Origin of the sequence: Marinobacterium rhizophilum (assembly GCF_024397915.1) — a bacterium.
Classification (GTDB): Bacteria; Pseudomonadota; Gammaproteobacteria; order Pseudomonadales; family Balneatricaceae; genus Marinobacterium_A; species Marinobacterium_A rhizophilum_A.
In genome coordinates, this window is record NZ_CP073347.1 from 4,253,817 (window position 1) to 4,270,049 (window position 16,233).

Consider the following 16,233-nt stretch of genomic DNA (forward strand, 5'->3'; position numbering starts at 1 on the left):
TTCTGTTTGTCGCGGCATTGCTACAGATATTGTTTATTAATTTTATCTATCGATTAGCTGTTATCGATCGTTTTTTCATTATGAGATTGAAAGCAAGGCGCCCCGGGATGCAGGCATAGGGGTAGTCGCGGGTCCCGGCGAGCGGCCCCTGCTGTTACCCCGGCAGAATGAAAAATGCCAGTCAGTTGGCTTAATTGTCTGGCATTACGCTGCGGCGCACCTTTTTAACCGGGAAAGCTTGCAGCAGGCGGTTAAAGTTCCCACCGGGCAAAGCGCTGGCGCAGCTGCAGCAGGCGCGGGCGGATGCGGCCCCCGCCGGACTCCAGTGCTGAGGCGATCAGAATGGCCAGCATGCCAAGTGCTGCAACGCTGAGCCAGCCGCCGAGGTCGAATACCCGGAGTAGCTGGTACAGCTGATAAATCAGGCTCAGGGCGGCCAGCAACAGGCCGGTACTGAACAGGGCAAGCTGCTGATAGTGCCGGCCCAGCAGCACCAGTGCGCTACCACAGGCAAGGCACAGCATTGAAGTCGCCAGGGTGCCAAACAGCAGGGCGTTGCCCAGCAGGCTCAGGCCCAGGCTCAGCATGGCCAGCACCCGATAGAGCGCGGGTGCCATCTGGACCCGGCGTGACAGCTCGTACAGCAATCCCGCGCAAACCAGGCCTGCGGTCGGCAGCATCAGTGAATCCGCGATGATGCGTTCCAGCAGCACAACCACTCCGATACCGATCATGGGGGGCAGCAGGCCGCTGCCGACTTCCAGCAGGCCGCGCAGTATCGACTGTCCAGGCAGCAGCAGGCTCAGCTGGCGTGCTGCAAGGAACAGTATCAGCAGGCTGCCGGTAGACAGGAATGCATCTGCGTCATAGAGCCAGAGACTGCGGCCTGCCATGACGGCCAGTGGCAGGTAGAGCAGCGCACGGGCGATCAGGCCGTCGGGTGTGCGGGCGGCCAGGTGCTGCTGTTGTGTTTTTTCGTGGTTCAGCAATAGCAGCATGGCCAGTGGCAGCGCGAAGGCCAGAACCTGTGCAGGGTCGCGTAGCGGGATCAGCAGCAGCGCGTTGGACAGCAGGAACAGTATTGTCAGGCGTGTACTCAGAACCCGGGCGAGGGTACGAAAACCCAGCAGCATCACCGGTATCAGCGTGAGCACGCCCAGTGCGACGGTGGCCAGGGTGGACCCTTTGGAGCCGAGCTGCCAGAGCGCATACTGCGGGTATCCCGACGCCATAACAGCCCCGAAATCCGCGTAGATAAAGGCGCCGAGAATGGCGAAATTGGCCGGCACCGAGGCCAGTGCCAGGGTAATCAGCAAGCGTGCGCCCTTGGCTTCCTGTAGCCAGTGGCCGCTGAGCAGCCCCAGGGCACAGAGCAACGCGCTGTGGCCGAGCAGCATGGCATAACGCAGCAGATCATTGCTGTCCTGCCAGCCCTGCACCAGGAAGCTGTAGGTTGCCACCAGCAGCGCAGTGGCACCTGCCATGCGCAGCAGCTGGGGCAGGCGCTGCATAAGGGGAGTCCCCCTGACCTGCTCCGCAGGGTCGGCGAGCACTGTTTTTTCGGTGGTGCGGGTGGGTAGCCAGGGATCGGGATGCCGGTTCATTTGCCGTCCTCCTGCAGCAGCGCATCGAGTTCGGCGCGAAGCTGTGCATCCTGCTCGTCGCGGCTGAAGGCTTCGTCCAGGTTGTCATGCACGCTAATATCCCCGAGACGCAGTTCCTGCTCGCTGAGTCGCGCGTCCCAACGCTCGAAACTGGTTTCCAGTGCTCGCACTGTCACTGCATCCTCCGGCACGGCCGCGCGGGCGGCAGTGCCGCTCTGGCGCGCGCGCATGATCGAGTGACGCTGGTGAAGCTCCTGCAGGCGGGATTCGCTGTCGGTGACATCACGCGCCAGGCGCTCAGCCGACTGACGGTAGCCGGCCAGGCCTGCGCTCAGGCGCTGTGCCTCGGTTCGGCACTGCTGGCGGCGTTCGATACAGGCCAGCGCCCTGGCAGGATCTTCGCCGGCGCAGCTTTTGGCACGGCGGCCCCAGCGGTCTTCATCCTCGCCCAGGGCTGCGATACGCTGTTGCAGCTGTGTTTCCTCGCGCTGCATCTGGTTGAGCCGGGCTTTGGCCTGGGCGACCTTGTGGCGCAATTCATCAATGCGGGTCTGGATCACGGCCTCGTGGTCTTCGATTTCACCGACGATGCCGTCCAGGCGGGCGATAAAGGTGGTAGACAAGCGCTTGATCAGTGACATGGTGCCGGGCTCCGTTCTAGGGTTCGACGCCATTCTTGGGCTGAATATCGTATTAATAAACCAGGATGTAAAAAGCGCTGGTTTTCTCATCCGCAGGTATACTAAAACAATACTTTTTGTCGGGGCAGCGCGTGGCACAGACACAGGCAATCATCTCAACTCTGAAACGGGCGCTGCGTGCCAGCGGCCTGACCTATGCCGACGTGGCGCGGGGGCTCGGCATGAGCGAAGCCAACGTCAAGCGGCAGTTCGCCAGCGAGCGTTTTACCCTGGGGCGTATCGAGCAGATATGCGGGCTCATGCAGATGGATTTGTCGGAGCTGTTCCAGCAGTACGAGGCGGCTCGCCAGCGCATAACCCATTTGAGCGAGGCCCAGGAACGGGAACTGGTGGCGGATCCGCTGCTGCTGATGGTGGCGGTGTTTGTGCAGAATCATCTCGGCTTTGCCGATATCACCGGGCGTTACGCGATCAGCGAGGCCGAGTGTATTCGCTGTCTCGCCAAGCTGGACCGGCTGCATATCATCGATTTGCTGCCGCATAACCGCATCAAGCTTCGCATCGACGAACATTTCAGCTGGATTCCGGGTGGGCCTATCGAGCGGTATTTCGAGCAGGAGGTGCAACAGCAGTTTTTGCGTGGCAGTTTTCGCAGGTCCGGCGGTACCCGGCTGTTCTGCACCGGTATGCTGAGTGAGCACTCGCGTCAGCTGATCGCCCGGCGTCTGCAGGCGCTGAGTCAGGAAATCGCGGACCTGCAGCGCCAGGATGCGAGCCGCCCCCTGGCCGAGCGGCACAATACCGGGGTCTTGCTGGCGCTGCGGGAGTGGGAGTTTTCCGCCTCCCAGCCGTTCTTGCGGCAGTAGCGTCTGGTCGGGCCAGGTGCCTGGCCCGGGTGTTCAGGATTTTAGCGGATGACCGGCCGGCAACTGGCGCTCGATCCAGAGCGCCAGCTTGTGTTTCATATTGCGCTCGTTTTCCTGGTCCTTGGCCAGTGGCTGGATCAGCTGGTCTTTCACCAGCAGTCGGTACAGCGCCCGGGTTTTCTCGCTGGCACTGTCGGTGGCCTCGAATTCTCCGGCACCGCGCTTTTGCATATAAAGTCCGCCTACGCGGATGGCTTCACGTACCAGGTCGGCTTCCTGCTTCAGTTTGCTCATGTTTCATCCTGCCTTTTCGGTGCGTTTTTTCTGATTATGCAAACCCCGCCCGGCGCCCCTGTCCAGTGTTAGGCGGATCGCCCGGCCCGGCCATCATATCGTCTGGCTGGCCCGGCTGTACACGACCTTGCCCGCTGACGTCCGGCATGGGTCCCTTCGGTGCCGGGGTACGCCGGAAGTTGGGTATACTGGCATACCTTTTATCCAGGCAGGCTCATCATGAAGTACAGCATTATCCCGGTAACGCCTTTCCAGCAGAACTGCACCCTGATCTGGTGCGAAGAGACCAACAGGGCCGCGGTGGTTGATCCGGGCGGGGATCTTGAGCTAATCCAGGCGCGTATCGACGAGCTGGGTGTGGTGGTTGAGAAAGTTCTGCTGACCCATGCGCATATCGACCACGCCGGTGGCACCCATGAGTTTACCAGCCGGCACGGTATTCCGATTGAGGGGCCGCACAGGGGAGACCTGTTCTGGATCGAGGGCCTGGACCGGCAGAGCCAGATGTTCGGCTTCCCAAAGGTGGAGTCCTTTACCCCCGACCGCTGGCTGGATGACGGCGACGTTGCGACAGTGGGCAATCAGCGCTTGCAGGTTTTGCATTGCCCGGGCCATACACCGGGCCACGTGGTGTTTTACCACCAGGCCAGCGAGTTGGCACTGGTGGGGGACGTGCTCTTCCATGGCTCCATTGGGCGTACCGACTTCCCGCAGGGGAATCATCAGCACCTGATCGACTCCATCCGCAACAAGCTGCTGCCGCTGGGGGACGAGGTGGCGTTTATCCCCGGTCATGGTCCCATGTCCACGTTCGGGGAAGAGCGGCGTAACAATCCTTTCGTGTCTGACAAGCGCTACGGGTAGTAGCATAGCGATTAGCAATCAGCGGCATTTAAAACGGTAATTTTAACTATTGAGTACTGCTGCCTATACTGGACCCAGCTAAACAGAACGTTCAACCAGTCAAGGAGTCAGGGCATGGGTAATCAGTCTATTCAGATCGGCATTCCGGAAACCGAACGCAAGGCCATTGCCGACGGCCTCAGTCGGCTGCTGGCCGATTCGTACACACTCTATCTGCAGACACACAATTTCCACTGGAACGTGACCGGGCCGCAGTTTCGCGAACTGCACCTGATGTTTGAAGAACAGTATAACGAGCTGGCCCTGGCGGTAGACGATGTGGCCGAACGCATTCGTACCCTGGGTGCGGTGGCACCGGGCACCTACAAGGCGTATGCGAGCCTGAGTTCCATCCGGGAAGTCGATGGCGTTCCGCCCGCCGCTGAAATGGTGCAGTTACTGACGCTGGGGCACGAGCAGGTGGTGCGTACCTGTCGCGAGGTACTGAAGGTGGCGCAGGATGCAGACGATGAGTCCACGGCATCGCTGGTGTCCGATCGCATGCGGATTCACGAAAAAACCGCCTGGATGCTGCGCAGCATGGCCTGATCGGCCTCAGGACCTGGAGTTGGAGACGCCGCCACTGAGCAGAAATGCGGTTACAGTGGCGGCGGGCACATCGAGGCGCTGGATCCTGTCTTTGGGAACGACAATCAGGTTACCGGCAAAATTATAGGATTGCGGCAGGTACACGGCGACGTCGTTTTCCAGCCCGAAGTCCGCCATCGACGCCTGGGTAACAAAGCCCATCAGGCGCACGCTGTCATCCGGAGTCACGCTGACCAGCACCGGCGTGTCGAAGCGTTTTTTATCCCCCAGAAAAGCCCCGAACAGATCCTTCAGCGAGCTATACAGCATCTTGACCAGCGGGATGCGATCCAGCAGTGCATCAATGCGCCCCAGCAGAAATTTGCCAAGGTAATTGGACGCGACCAGTCCTGTCAGAATGATGACGGCGAAGGTCACCCCTATGCCGGTGAGTGTCACCAGCCAGCCGGACTCAACGCCTGGAAAAAGCCGGCCGGTGAGGGCGCCGACGGCATAAAACAGGGTTTCGTTCAGGGCCGTGAATATCAGAAAGACGAGGTAAATGGTCAGTACGGCTGGCAGTAACAGCAACAGCCCCTGGAAAAACAGGCGCATCAGGTAAGTCATTTGGCATTCCGTGATTTCGGTCCGTTCGGGTCGCCTCACTATATACGCTGATGGCTGAACCGGTCATGTATGGCGGTGTTCGGGTGTTCTGCAGGCCAGCGTCAGGGAAGGTGCGCCCGGCCGAGGTAGCTGCCGGACTGCATCTCGATCAGCCTGCTCAGTGTACGGCGGAATTCAAACTCGAGTTTGCCATTCTCATACAGTGCGTCCAGCGGTGCCTGAACCGACAGGTACAGCTTCACATTGCGGTCATACAGCTCGTCAACCAGGCTGATAAAGCGCCTGGCCGGGTCATCCATCGCAGACCAGCGCACCTGCCGATCACCGGTGCTGCTGGGCGTAAAGCTACCGTCTTCGGTGCCCCTGGCCTTGATGCCTTCGCGTACAGGGCCATGAAACACGGGGACATCGCTGAGCAGAACGGTATGAAAGCGCCGTGCCAGCTCAATGTAATCCCGAGACGAGCGTGGCCCCAGGCACAGGGCGTTGAAATTCAGCCATATAACCCCGTCGCGCTGGGCGCGCACCGGGATGGTGCGGTTGCACAGCTGGATGACGCCCTGGCCGGACGGATCGATCTGTTCCAACGGGATTTTGCATGCCTGGGAAAAGTGCAGGCGCAGTTGTTTATCCGCCGGCGCCATCATCACTACGTTGGCCAGGGCGGGCGCGTGGCGGCGATGGTCCTGGCCACCATCGAGCGCATGTACCCGGGTGTGCTGCTCCAGCAGGCGAATGGCCGGAACAAAACGCTGGCGCTGCAGACCGTCCCGGTAAAGATCCGCCGGCGGCAGATTGGATGTCGCCACAAGTACGACACCCTGGCGTAGCAGTTCATCCAGCAGTCGTGCGAGCAGCATGGCATCGCCGATATCCGATACCTGAAATTCATCGAAGCACAGTACCGAATGTTCACGAGCCAGTTGGCGGGCAATCCGCCTTAGCGGGTCGGGATTGCCGGATTCCCGTGCCAGTGCCTCGTGAATGCGGTCCATAAAGCGGTGAAAGTGCAGGCGCAGTGCAAAGCCTGTCGGCAAGGCCGCGTGGAACAGGTCCATCAACAGTGTTTTGCCGCGCCCAACCGGCCCCCATAGATAGAGCCCCCGGGGGGTGGGCGCACGTCGCAGCCGCCGGGGCTGCATCAAGGATGCAAACAATTGATCGATCTTTTCCAGGGCGCCTAGCTGCGCCGCATCGGCAACAAAATTGGCATCACTGAAATGGGCGTGATAACGCTGGCTTGGGGTCATGCTGTTCTCGGTGTTCGGTGCCGGGTAATGTTAACCCTAACAGCAGCTATTTGTGCAGCAGCATGACTAATTCACTCAGGCGCGGGTCATGTTTTCGCCGAGCGGTAATATCTCCCAGTGGGGCAGGGATCAGTTCGCGTCCGAGGGTTGCCACCATCACATCGGTATAGCCCGCCTGCAGGTAGTTAATTGCCGTGGCGCCCATGCAGGATGCCAGCACCCTGTCATGCCCCGTCGGACTCCCGCCGCGCTGAATGTGACCCAGGATGCAGATGCGCGGCTCTTCGCCATGCTGGCGCAGATATCCGGCCAGGCGCTCGGTCAGGCCAGGCTCGGTACCTTCCGCCACCACGATAATACCGCTCGATCCACGGCCGGCCTTGCGGTTGCTTGCCAGGGTATGGCTGATGCTGTCGAGCGCCCTGGGGTATTCCGGAATCAGGATCATCTCGGCACCACAGGCAATTCCTACCTGGGTGGCGATAAAGCCGGATTTGCGCCCCATGACTTCAACCAGAAACAGTCTTTCATGGGACAGGGCCGTATCGCGGATGCGGTCAATCGCGTCTATGGCGGTATTCACCGCGGTATCAAAACCAATGCTGTCGTCGCTGCCATAAATATCGTTGTCGATGGTGCAGGGCAGCCCTATGACCGTCATGCCGCTTTCCCGGGCCAGCAGGTGTGCGCCGGTCAGGGTACCATCACCACCGATGCAAATGAGTGCCTGGATACCTTTCTTTCGCAATGCTTCAGCCGCCTGATGCCGACCCTCGACCGTCTTGAAAGCTTCGCAGCGGTTACTTTTCAACAGGGTGCCACCCCGCTGAATGATGTTGCTCACCGATGCCGATGACATCCGCCGCATGTCGCCGCCGATGAGCCCGGCGAAGCCACGTTGTATGCCGTAAACTTTAATCTTCTGATTAAGCGCGGCGCGCACCAGGGCTCGGATCGCGGCATTCATGCCGGGTGCGTCACCCCCGCTGGTCAGGATGCCAATGGTGTCAAAGGAGGTACCGCTGGATCGGTCTGGCAGTTTGTACATGGGTGGCTCCACAGGGGTCTGCTTTGACTATAGAAGACGTCATTCCCTTCAGTGTGGTTGAGTCCCGTGGCGCTTGGGTCGATAGTAGGGCAAGGTACAAAGAGGGAATAAGGATGGAACACAAATGACGGGTCAGTTTGCTGAGCATATCGCCGCTGCGGTACTGGAACAATTTGCCGATTACCGCTCCCGTTTCCAGACCATTTCCGCGGCGGCACAGCTGCGTTTCGAAAAGGCGGACTGGCATGCCATTCAGAAGGCAGGGGCAGCCCGTATTGATTTGTACGAAGACAACTCCGAGGAAGGCGCCAGGGCGATTGTCGAGCAGCTGGGAGAGGTGGTGTACGATGCCCGCCTCTGGCACGACGCCAAGCGTTGCTACGCGCTGAAAATTCAGCAACGCAGTGACCCGGAACTGGCGGAGACCTTTTACAACTCGATTTACCTCAAGGTTTTCAAGCATCACGAGCTGGATGATGCTCACATGTTCATTCGCTCGGCGTACGAGGGCCAGCCGATTCGCTCAGGCGCCGATTTTTGCCGCCTGTACACGACGCAGCAGGGGCTGGTTGCGCTGCTCGGCAAGCTGCTGGATGATTACGCCTTCAATATTCCGTGGGAAAACCGGCGCCGGGATATCCGCAGTCTTGCGCGTTACGTCCGCGAACAGATCCCCTCGATCGACATATCCCGCGAGGATGTGAGTGTCGAGGTGATGCGCAGCGTCTTCTTTCGCAACAAGGGCGCCTATATAGTAGGGCGCATCAATTATACCAGTGGCGCCATGCCGTTTATCCTCCCCGTGCTGCATAACGGCGAAGGTGCCGTCTATGTCGATACCCTGATACTCGACGAGAATGATGTCTCGATCATCTTCAGCTTCACCCGCTCCTACTTCATGGTGAATGTGGATGTACCGTCCGAGTTCATCGGCTTCTTGCATAGCCTGATACCGATGAAGTCCAAAGCCGAGCTGTATTCGTCCATTGGTTTCTACAAGCAGGGCAAGGCGGAGTTCTACCGCAGCTTTCTGGATCACCTGGAGGCGTCGAACGATCAGTTCACCATTGCGCCAGGCATCAAGGGTATGGTGATGACGGTATTTACGTTGCCGTCCTTTCCGGTGGTATTCAAATTGATCAAGGACCGCTTTTCATCGTCGAAGAACGTAACGCGCGCCACGGTGAAAGAGAAATACCGGCTGGTAAAGCGTCACGACCGGGTAGGGCGCATGGCCGACACCCAGGAGTTCACCAACTTTCTCTTTCCGCGCAACCGCTTTGCTCAAGAACTTATCGATGAGCTGCAAAAAGTCGCGGGTTCCTCGGTCGAGGTTGATGGTGATCTTGTCACCATTCGCCATCTATGGGCGGAGCGTCGCATGACGCCCCTCAATATCTATATCGACAGCGCGCTGGCGAGCGACAATGAGCCGGACCTGTTCCATGCCATCAACGAGTTCGGCAAGGCGATCAAGCAGCTGGCCGCGGCGAACATCTTTGCAGGCGATATGCTGTTCAAGAACTTCGGCGTAACGCGCCACGGCCGGGTCGTCTTCTACGATTATGATGAAATCATGTACCTGACAGACTGTAACTTCCGGCGTATACCCGAAGCCATGTATCCGGAGCAGGAAATGTCGGGTGAGCCCTGGTACTCCGTTGGGCCGAATGATGTCTTCCCTGAGGAGTTCAGCATCCTGACTGCCTGCAATGCCAGGGTGCGGCGTATTTTTAACGAGCTGCATGGTGACCTGCTCGAGGCTGCCTTCTGGCAGGGTATGCAGGACCAGGTACGAAACGGCGACATCGTCGATGTTTTCCCCTACCGCAAGATCAAGCGCTTTGCCCGCAGTACGATCTTGCCCGGCAGTGACTACAGCTAGTTTTCAGGTCGTATGACCGCCAGATTAAATAAATGTGACGGGGCGGTTGACACCAGATCTCCCGTGAGTAAAATAGCCCCACTTTCGAGGCACAGCCAAGCAACAGCGGCTTTGAATCGAAACGCAAGTCGGGAGTAAGTGGTTGATTTTCATAGAAAGTTAGCCGGTGTTATCGATTTGTGAGTCACTCGTTTTTCTCCTCGGCTGCGGTCGAAAATGTTAAAAAAAGAGTTGACTTAAAACACCGAGTCGCATAGAATATGCGCCTCACTTGAGACACGGGGTCAGCGGTAACGGTCCTTGAGTCCAAGCGCTCTTTAACAGATTGATCAGGTAATTCGTGTGGGCGCTTGTCAGGATAAGGCATAAAAGCTTTATCAAGGTAAGCAACCTTCATGTGAATTCATTTAAGTTGTTTTAGCTTGAGTCAGATTTATCGATACTTCGGTATCTTGATTTTAAACTGAAGAGTTTGATCATGGCTCAGATTGAACGCTGGCGGCAGGCCTAACACATGCAAGTCGAGCGGTAGAGAGAAGCTTGCTTCTCTTGAGAGCGGCGGACGGGTGAGTAACGCGTAGGAATCTACCTGGTAGTGGGGGACAACATTCGGAAACGGATGCTAATACCGCATACGCCCTACGGGGGAAAGGAGGGGCTCTTCGGACCTTTCGCTATCAGATGAGCCTGCGTAGGATTAGCTAGTTGGTGGGGTAAAGGCCCACCAAGGCGACGATCCTTAGCTGGTCTGAGAGGATGACCAGCCACACTGGGACTGAGACACGGCCCAGACTCCTACGGGAGGCAGCAGTGGGGAATATTGGACAATGGGGGCAACCCTGATCCAGCCATGCCGCGTGTGTGAAGAAGGCCTTCGGGTTGTAAAGCACTTTCAGTGGTGAGGAAAGGGTAACCGTTTAATACCGGTTGCCTGTGACGTTAGCCACAGAAGAAGCACCGGCTAATTCCGTGCCAGCAGCCGCGGTAATACGGAAGGTGCGAGCGTTAATCGGAATAACTGGGCGTAAAGCGCGCGTAGGTGGTTGAGTCAGTCAGTCAGATGTGAAAGCCCCGGGCTTAACCTGGGAACTGCACCTGATACTGCTTGACTAGAGTACGGTAGAGGGCAGTGGAATTTCCTGTGTAGCGGTGAAATGCGTAGATATAGGAAGGAACACCAGTGGCGAAGGCGACTGCCTGGACTGATACTGACACTGAGGTGCGAAAGCGTGGGTAGCAAACAGGATTAGATACCCTGGTAGTCCACGCCGTAAACGATGTCGACTAGCCGTTGGGAGACTTGATCTCTTAGTGGCGCAGTTAACGCGATAAGTCGACCGCCTGGGGAGTACGGCCGCAAGGTTAAAACTCAAATGAATTGACGGGGGCCCGCACAAGCGGTGGAGCATGTGGTTTAATTCGACGCAACGCGAAGAACCTTACCTACTCTTGACATCCAGAGAACTCGCTAGAGATAGCTTGGTGCCTTCGGGAGCTCTGAGACAGGTGCTGCATGGCTGTCGTCAGCTCGTGTTGTGAAATGTTGGGTTAAGTCCCGTAACGAGCGCAACCCTTGTCCTTATTTGCCAGCACGTAATGGTGGGAACTCTAAGGAGACTGCCGGTGACAAACCGGAGGAAGGTGGGGACGACGTCAAGTCATCATGGCCCTTACGAGTAGGGCTACACACGTGCTACAATGGCCGGTACAGAGGGCTGCAACCCCGCGAGGGTGAGCTAATCTCAGAAAACCGGTCGTAGTCCGGATCGCAGTCTGCAACTCGACTGCGTGAAGTCGGAATCGCTAGTAATCGCGAATCAGCATGTCGCGGTGAATACGTTCCCGGGCCTTGTACACACCGCCCGTCACACCATGGGAGTGGGTTGCACCAGAAGTAGCTAGTCTAACCTTCGGGAGGACGGTTACCACGGTGTGGTCCATGACTGGGGTGAAGTCGTAACAAGGTAGCCGTAGGGGAACCTGCGGCTGGATCACCTCCTTAAACGACATGGCTTGTTCTGGCATAGCGTCCACACGAATTACCTGATCAAACGTTAAAGAGAGCGAACTATTCGCGGGGATAACCTGTGGATAAAGAGCTTGTAGCTCGGCTGGTTAGAGCGCGCCCCCGGCTTTTGAATAAAGAGCGGGTGAGGTCGATCTTTCAGTCAGGTTAGAAGCTTGATGATGTAGGCTTGTAGCTCAGCTGGTTAGAGCGCACCCCTGATAAGGGTGAGGTCGGTGGTTCAAGTCCACTCAGGCCTACCAATTATTCGTCAGAGTGATTGATAGTAGCTCAGCTGGTTAGAGCGCACCCCACTCTTTATAGTAAAGAAAGGGGGTGAGGTCAGTGGTTCAAGTCCACGCTGACATCACAGCCAATCAAGCGCGGTTGATACTGTTACCTGGTTACTTTCTGTGCCGGGAAAAGTTCCGGGGCTATAGCTCAGCTGGGAGAGCGCCTGCTTTGCACGCAGGAGGTCTGCGGTTCGATCCCGCATAGCTCCACCATTACGTGATGGTGTGGAATTACCTGATCAACGAAAGCTGTAAGCCATACGTTTAAAGCCCTGAGGGTTTTAAATTTATCGCTTAAAGCTGTCGGCTTAAAGCTCAATGCTTCAAGCTCGCTTTATCGCTCTTTAACAATATGGATTCGAATTAATTCGAGATATGTCTTGTACTGTAGTACAAGCGCCAATGGCGAAAAATCTTATCGAACTCTCGTCCTTACCAGACGCCTTCGGGTTATATGGTCAAGTGACGAAGCGTGCACGGTGGATGCCTTGGCAGTCAGAGGCGATGAAAGACGTGGTAGCCTGCGAAAAGCTTCGGGGAGGTGGCAAACAACCTTTGATCCGGAGATATCTGAATGGGGAAACCCACCCAGCTTGCTGGGTATCTTTTAGCTGAATACATAGGCTTTAAGAGGCGAACTCGGGGAACTGAAACATCTAAGTACCCGAAGGAAAAGAAATCAATTGAGATTCCCTTAGTAGCGGCGAGCGAACGGGGACTAGCCCTTAAGTTGGTTTGGTGTTAGCAGAAGGCCCTGGAAAGTGCCGCCATAGTGGGTGATAGCCCCGTATGCGAAAGCGCCTTATCAATGAAATCGAGTAGGACGGGACACGTGTTATCCTGTCTGAACATGGGGGGACCATCCTCCAAGGCTAAATACTCCTGACTGACCGATAGTGAACCAGTACCGTGAGGAAAGGCGAAAAGAACCCCTGTGAGGGGAGTGAAATAGACCCTGAAACCGTGTACGTACAAGCAGTGGGAGCGGTTCTTGAGACCGTGACTGCGTACCTTTTGTATAATGGGTCAGCGACTTAATTTCAGTAGCAAGGTTAACCGTTTAGGGAGCCGTAGGGAAACCGAGTCTTAATAGGGCGTTTAGTTGTTGCTGGGATTAGACCCGAAACCGGGCGATCTATCCATGGGCAGGTTGAAGGTTGAGTAACATCAACTGGAGGACCGAACCGACTACCGTTGAAAAGTTAGCGGATGACCTGTGGATCGGAGTGAAAGGCTAATCAAGCCCGGAGATAGCTGGTTCTCCTCGAAAGCTATTTAGGTAGCGCCTCATGTCTCACCACCGGGGGTAGAGCACTGTTTCGGCTAGGGGGTCATCCCGACTTACCAACCCGATGCAAACTCCGAATACCGGTGAGTGCAATCATGGGAGACACACGGCGGGTGCTAACGTCCGTCGTGAAAAGGGCAACAACCCAGACCACCAGCTAAGGTCCCAAAGTTATCACTAAGTGGGAAACGATGTGGGAAGGCTCAGACAGCTAGGAGGTTGGCTTAGAAGCAGCAGCCACCCTTTAAAGAAAGCGTAATAGCTCACTAGTCGAGTCGGCCTGCGCGGAAGATATAACGGGGCTAAGTGATACACCGAAGCTGTGGATGCCATTTATGGCATGGTAGAGGAGCGTTCTGTAAGCCGTTGAAGGGAAAGCTGTGAGGCATCCTGGAGGTATCAGAAGTGCGAATGCTGACATGAGTAACGATAATGGGGGTGAAAAACCTCCACGCCGGAAGACCAAGGTTTCCTATCCAACGCTATTCGAGGTAGGGTGAGTCGGCCCCTAAGGCGAGGCAGAAATGCGTAGTCGATGGGAAGCAGGTTAATATTCCTGCACCGGCAGTAACTGCGATGAGGGGACGGAGAAGGCTAGGCGAGCGCAGCGTTGGTTGTCTGCGTTTAAGGATGTAGGTTGGGGGATTAGGCAAATCCGGTCCCCTAAGACTGAGATCTGATGACGAGGTCCCATGTGGACTGAAGTCGTTGATGCCACGCTTCCAGGAAAAGCCTCTAAGCTTCAGGTTACTGCTGACCGTACCCAAAACCGACACAGGTGGTCAGGTAGAGAATACCAAGGCGCTTGAGAGAACTCGGGTGAAGGAACTAGGCAAAATGGTGCCGTAACTTCGGGAGAAGGCACGCTCCTGATGGTGACCCCCTTGCGGGGCGAGCTGTTGGGAGTCGAAGATACCAGGTGGCTGCGACTGTTTTTAAAAACACAGCACTCTGCAAACACGAAAGTGGACGTATAGGGTGTGACGCCTGCCCGGTGCCGGAAGGTTAATTGATGGGGTTAGCGCAAGCGAAGCTCTTGATCGAAGCCCCGGTAAACGGCGGCCGTAACTATAACGGTCCTAAGGTAGCGAAATTCCTTGTCGGGTAAGTTCCGACCTGCACGAATGGCGTAACGATGGCCACACTGTCTCCACCCGAGACTCAGTGAAATTGAAATAGCTGTTAAGATGCAGTTTACCCGCGGCTAGACGGAAAGACCCCGTGAACCTTTACTATAGCTTCACAGTGGACTTTGACATTGCTTGTGTAGGATAGCTGGGAGGCTTTGAAGCGTGGACGCCAGTCTGCGTGGAGCCAATCTTGAAATACCAGCCTGGCACTGTTGAGGTTCTAACTCTGGACCGTGATCCGGTTCGAGGACATTGTGTGGTGGGTAGTTTGACTGGGGCGGTCTCCTCCCCAAAGAGTAACGGAGGAGCACGAAGGTACCCTCAGCATGGTCGGAAATCATGCAATGAGCGCAAGAGTATAAGGGTGCTTGACTGCGACACTGACGTGGAGCAGGTACGAAAGTAGGTTCTAGTGATCCGGTGGTTCTGTATGGAAGGGCCATCGCTCTCAACGGATAAAAGGTACTCCGGGGATAACAGGCTGATACCGCCCAAGAGTTCACATCGACGGCGGTGTTTGGCACCTCGATGTCGGCTCATCACATCCTGGGGCTGAAGCCGGTCCCAAGGGTATGGCTGTTCGCCATTTAAAGTGGTACGCGAGCTGGGTTTAGAACGTCGTGAGACAGTTCGGTCCCTATCTGCCGTGGGCGTTTGAGATTTGAGAAGAGTTGCTCCTAGTACGAGAGGACCGGAGTGAACGAACCTCTGGTGTTCCGGTTGTCACGCCAGTGGCATTGCCGGGTAGCTACGTTCGGACGGGATAACCGCTGAAAGCATCTAAGCGGGAAGCCCCCTTCAAGATGAGATCTCACTGGGACCTTGAGTCCCCTAAAGGGCCGTTTAAGACTAAGACGTTGATAGGCGGGGTGTGTAAGCGCTGCGAGGCGTTGAGCTAACCCGTACTAATTGCCCGTGAGGCTTGACCATATAACGCCCAAGGCGTTTGGTTGCCGGCTGACGAAAGCAGCTGGCGAAAAGCACGAGAGACAAGATTTTAAGCATTGGCAAGAGCTTGTGCTTCAGACAGACATCGCGCGCTTTCAAAAAAGCGCGCACCCTCGAATTAAGGCACGTAGTGAACAGAGAACTCTGATCATTACCAGAATCCATATTGTACAAGTTTTGCTTGGCGACAATAGAGCTGTGGAACCACCTGATCCCATCCCGAACTCAGTAGTGAAACGCGGTATCGCCGATGGTAGTGTGGGGTTTCCCCATGTGAGAGTAGGTCATCGCCAAGCATTTAATAACGGAAACCCCGGTCTCGCAGAGGCCGGGGTTTTTCCGTTGTGGATCGACGCTGGCGATGACCCTCACATGGGGCAGGTAAACAGCGCCGCTGGCGGCCGCCTTGCCATGTGATAGTAGGGTCAAAACGGGACTTGTCGAAGCGCAGCTTTGACCCGTTTTGACGACCGCGGCCTATGGGCCCGCGGGACGGCTCAAGCGCAGCGCCGAGGCGCCAAGATTTAATAACGGAAACCCCGGTCTCGCAGAGGCCGGGGTTTCCGTTGTGGGCCGGTTAAAAAGGCCGGGCAATAACGCAGGATCAAAATTGTGCATCAGGTTCCTGATCCCATCCGCTCTTTATCCGCAGCACGCGCCCAGTAGCGGCCGCTCCCGAGTATCCCTGCTCTCGCGGCATTCGTGCGTCCCTGCACATCAACGCGGTATCGCCGATGGTAGTGCATTGTGAGTACCCAAGGGGCATACCAAGTAGGTCATCGCCAAGCATTTATTCAAACAAAAAAGCCTCGACCTTCGGTCGGGGCTTTTTCGTATGTGGCATATCTGTGTTTTTACCCTTTCATTTACAGTGGTTTTTATGCCAGAAATCTCTGCCTTGGTGTCGCTTCTAGTACCGGACA

Annotated in this window: 10 protein-coding genes, 3 tRNA genes and 3 rRNA genes; 10 read left to right on the forward strand and 6 right to left on the reverse strand. The window is 56.5% G+C overall.

Annotated elements, in window-relative coordinates:
• Positions 1-251: 251 nt before the first annotated feature.
• A complete protein-coding gene (locus KDW95_RS19190) occupies positions 252-1,604 on the reverse strand; it encodes a hypothetical protein (protein ID WP_255853386.1) in 1,353 nt (450 codons plus the stop codon).
• Positions 1,601-2,245, reverse strand: a complete 645-nt coding sequence (locus tag KDW95_RS19195) for a PspA/IM30 family protein (protein ID WP_255853387.1) — start codon at positions 2,243-2,245, stop codon at positions 1,601-1,603. The genes KDW95_RS19190 and KDW95_RS19195 overlap by 4 nt, the downstream gene beginning before the upstream one ends.
• A gap of 131 nt (positions 2,246-2,376) precedes the next feature.
• On the opposite strand from KDW95_RS19195, the gene KDW95_RS19200 reads away from it, so the two are divergent.
• The gene (locus KDW95_RS19200) at positions 2,377-3,111 is read left to right on the forward strand and encodes a helix-turn-helix domain-containing protein (protein ID WP_255853388.1); all 735 of its coding nucleotides are present in this window, start codon (positions 2,377-2,379) and stop codon (positions 3,109-3,111) included.
• A gap of 33 nt (positions 3,112-3,144) precedes the next feature.
• Here the strand turns inward: KDW95_RS19200 and KDW95_RS19205 are convergent, their stop codons facing one another.
• On the reverse strand, positions 3,145-3,405 hold the full coding sequence (locus tag KDW95_RS19205) for a DUF5062 family protein (protein ID WP_255853389.1): 261 nt from the start codon (positions 3,403-3,405) through the stop codon (positions 3,145-3,147).
• 219 nt (positions 3,406-3,624) lie between these two features.
• Here KDW95_RS19205 and KDW95_RS19210 point away from each other — a divergent pair, with 219 nt between their 5' ends.
• Together KDW95_RS19210 and KDW95_RS19215 are read left to right on the forward strand one after the other, a co-directional pair.
• Positions 3,625-4,269: an MBL fold metallo-hydrolase gene (locus tag KDW95_RS19210; RefSeq protein WP_255853390.1), complete on the forward strand. Its 645-nt coding sequence runs from the start codon at positions 3,625-3,627 to the stop codon at positions 4,267-4,269.
• A gap of 114 nt (positions 4,270-4,383) precedes the next feature.
• The gene (locus tag KDW95_RS19215) at positions 4,384-4,857 is read left to right on the forward strand and encodes a Dps family protein (protein WP_255853391.1); all 474 of its coding nucleotides are present in this window, start codon (positions 4,384-4,386) and stop codon (positions 4,855-4,857) included.
• 6 nt (positions 4,858-4,863) lie between these two features.
• Here the strand turns inward: KDW95_RS19215 and KDW95_RS19220 are convergent, their stop codons facing one another.
• From KDW95_RS19220 to pfkA, 3 genes are all read right to left on the reverse strand, one after another.
• Positions 4,864-5,463, reverse strand: coding sequence for a DUF502 domain-containing protein (locus tag KDW95_RS19220; RefSeq protein ID WP_255853392.1), 600 nt, complete (start codon positions 5,461-5,463; stop codon positions 4,864-4,866).
• A 101-nt stretch (positions 5,464-5,564) separates the two neighbouring features.
• Complete coding sequence (gene zapE / locus KDW95_RS19225; protein ID WP_255853393.1) at positions 5,565-6,713, reverse strand: cell division protein ZapE; 1,149 nt, start codon at positions 6,711-6,713, stop codon at positions 5,565-5,567.
• Between the two features lie 46 nt (positions 6,714-6,759).
• Entirely contained in the window at positions 6,760-7,761 is a 1,002-nt protein-coding gene (pfkA, locus tag KDW95_RS19230) for a 6-phosphofructokinase (RefSeq protein WP_255853394.1), read from the reverse strand.
• A gap of 124 nt (positions 7,762-7,885) precedes the next feature.
• On the opposite strand from pfkA, the gene aceK reads away from it, so the two are divergent.
• The 7 genes from aceK (at position 7,886) to rrf (ending at position 15,606) form a co-directional block, all read left to right on the forward strand.
• Entirely contained in the window at positions 7,886-9,646 is a 1,761-nt protein-coding gene (gene aceK / locus KDW95_RS19235) for a bifunctional isocitrate dehydrogenase kinase/phosphatase (RefSeq protein ID WP_255853395.1), read from the forward strand.
• Positions 9,647-10,106: 460 nt separating this feature from the next.
• Positions 10,107-11,648, forward strand: a 16S ribosomal RNA gene (locus KDW95_RS19240).
• 189 nt (positions 11,649-11,837) lie between these two features.
• Positions 11,838-11,914 (forward strand) — tRNA-Ile (locus KDW95_RS19245).
• Between the two features lie 22 nt (positions 11,915-11,936).
• Positions 11,937-12,027 (forward strand) — tRNA-OTHER (locus tag KDW95_RS19250).
• A 54-nt stretch (positions 12,028-12,081) separates the two neighbouring features.
• Positions 12,082-12,157 (forward strand) — tRNA-Ala (locus KDW95_RS19255).
• Between the two features lie 243 nt (positions 12,158-12,400).
• Positions 12,401-15,292, forward strand: a 23S ribosomal RNA gene (locus tag KDW95_RS19260).
• 198 nt (positions 15,293-15,490) lie between these two features.
• Positions 15,491-15,606, forward strand: a 5S ribosomal RNA gene (gene rrf, locus KDW95_RS19265).
• The 16S, 23S and 5S rRNA genes sit together here with 3 tRNA genes alongside, the layout of an rRNA operon.
• Positions 15,607-16,233: the final 627 nt, after the last annotated feature.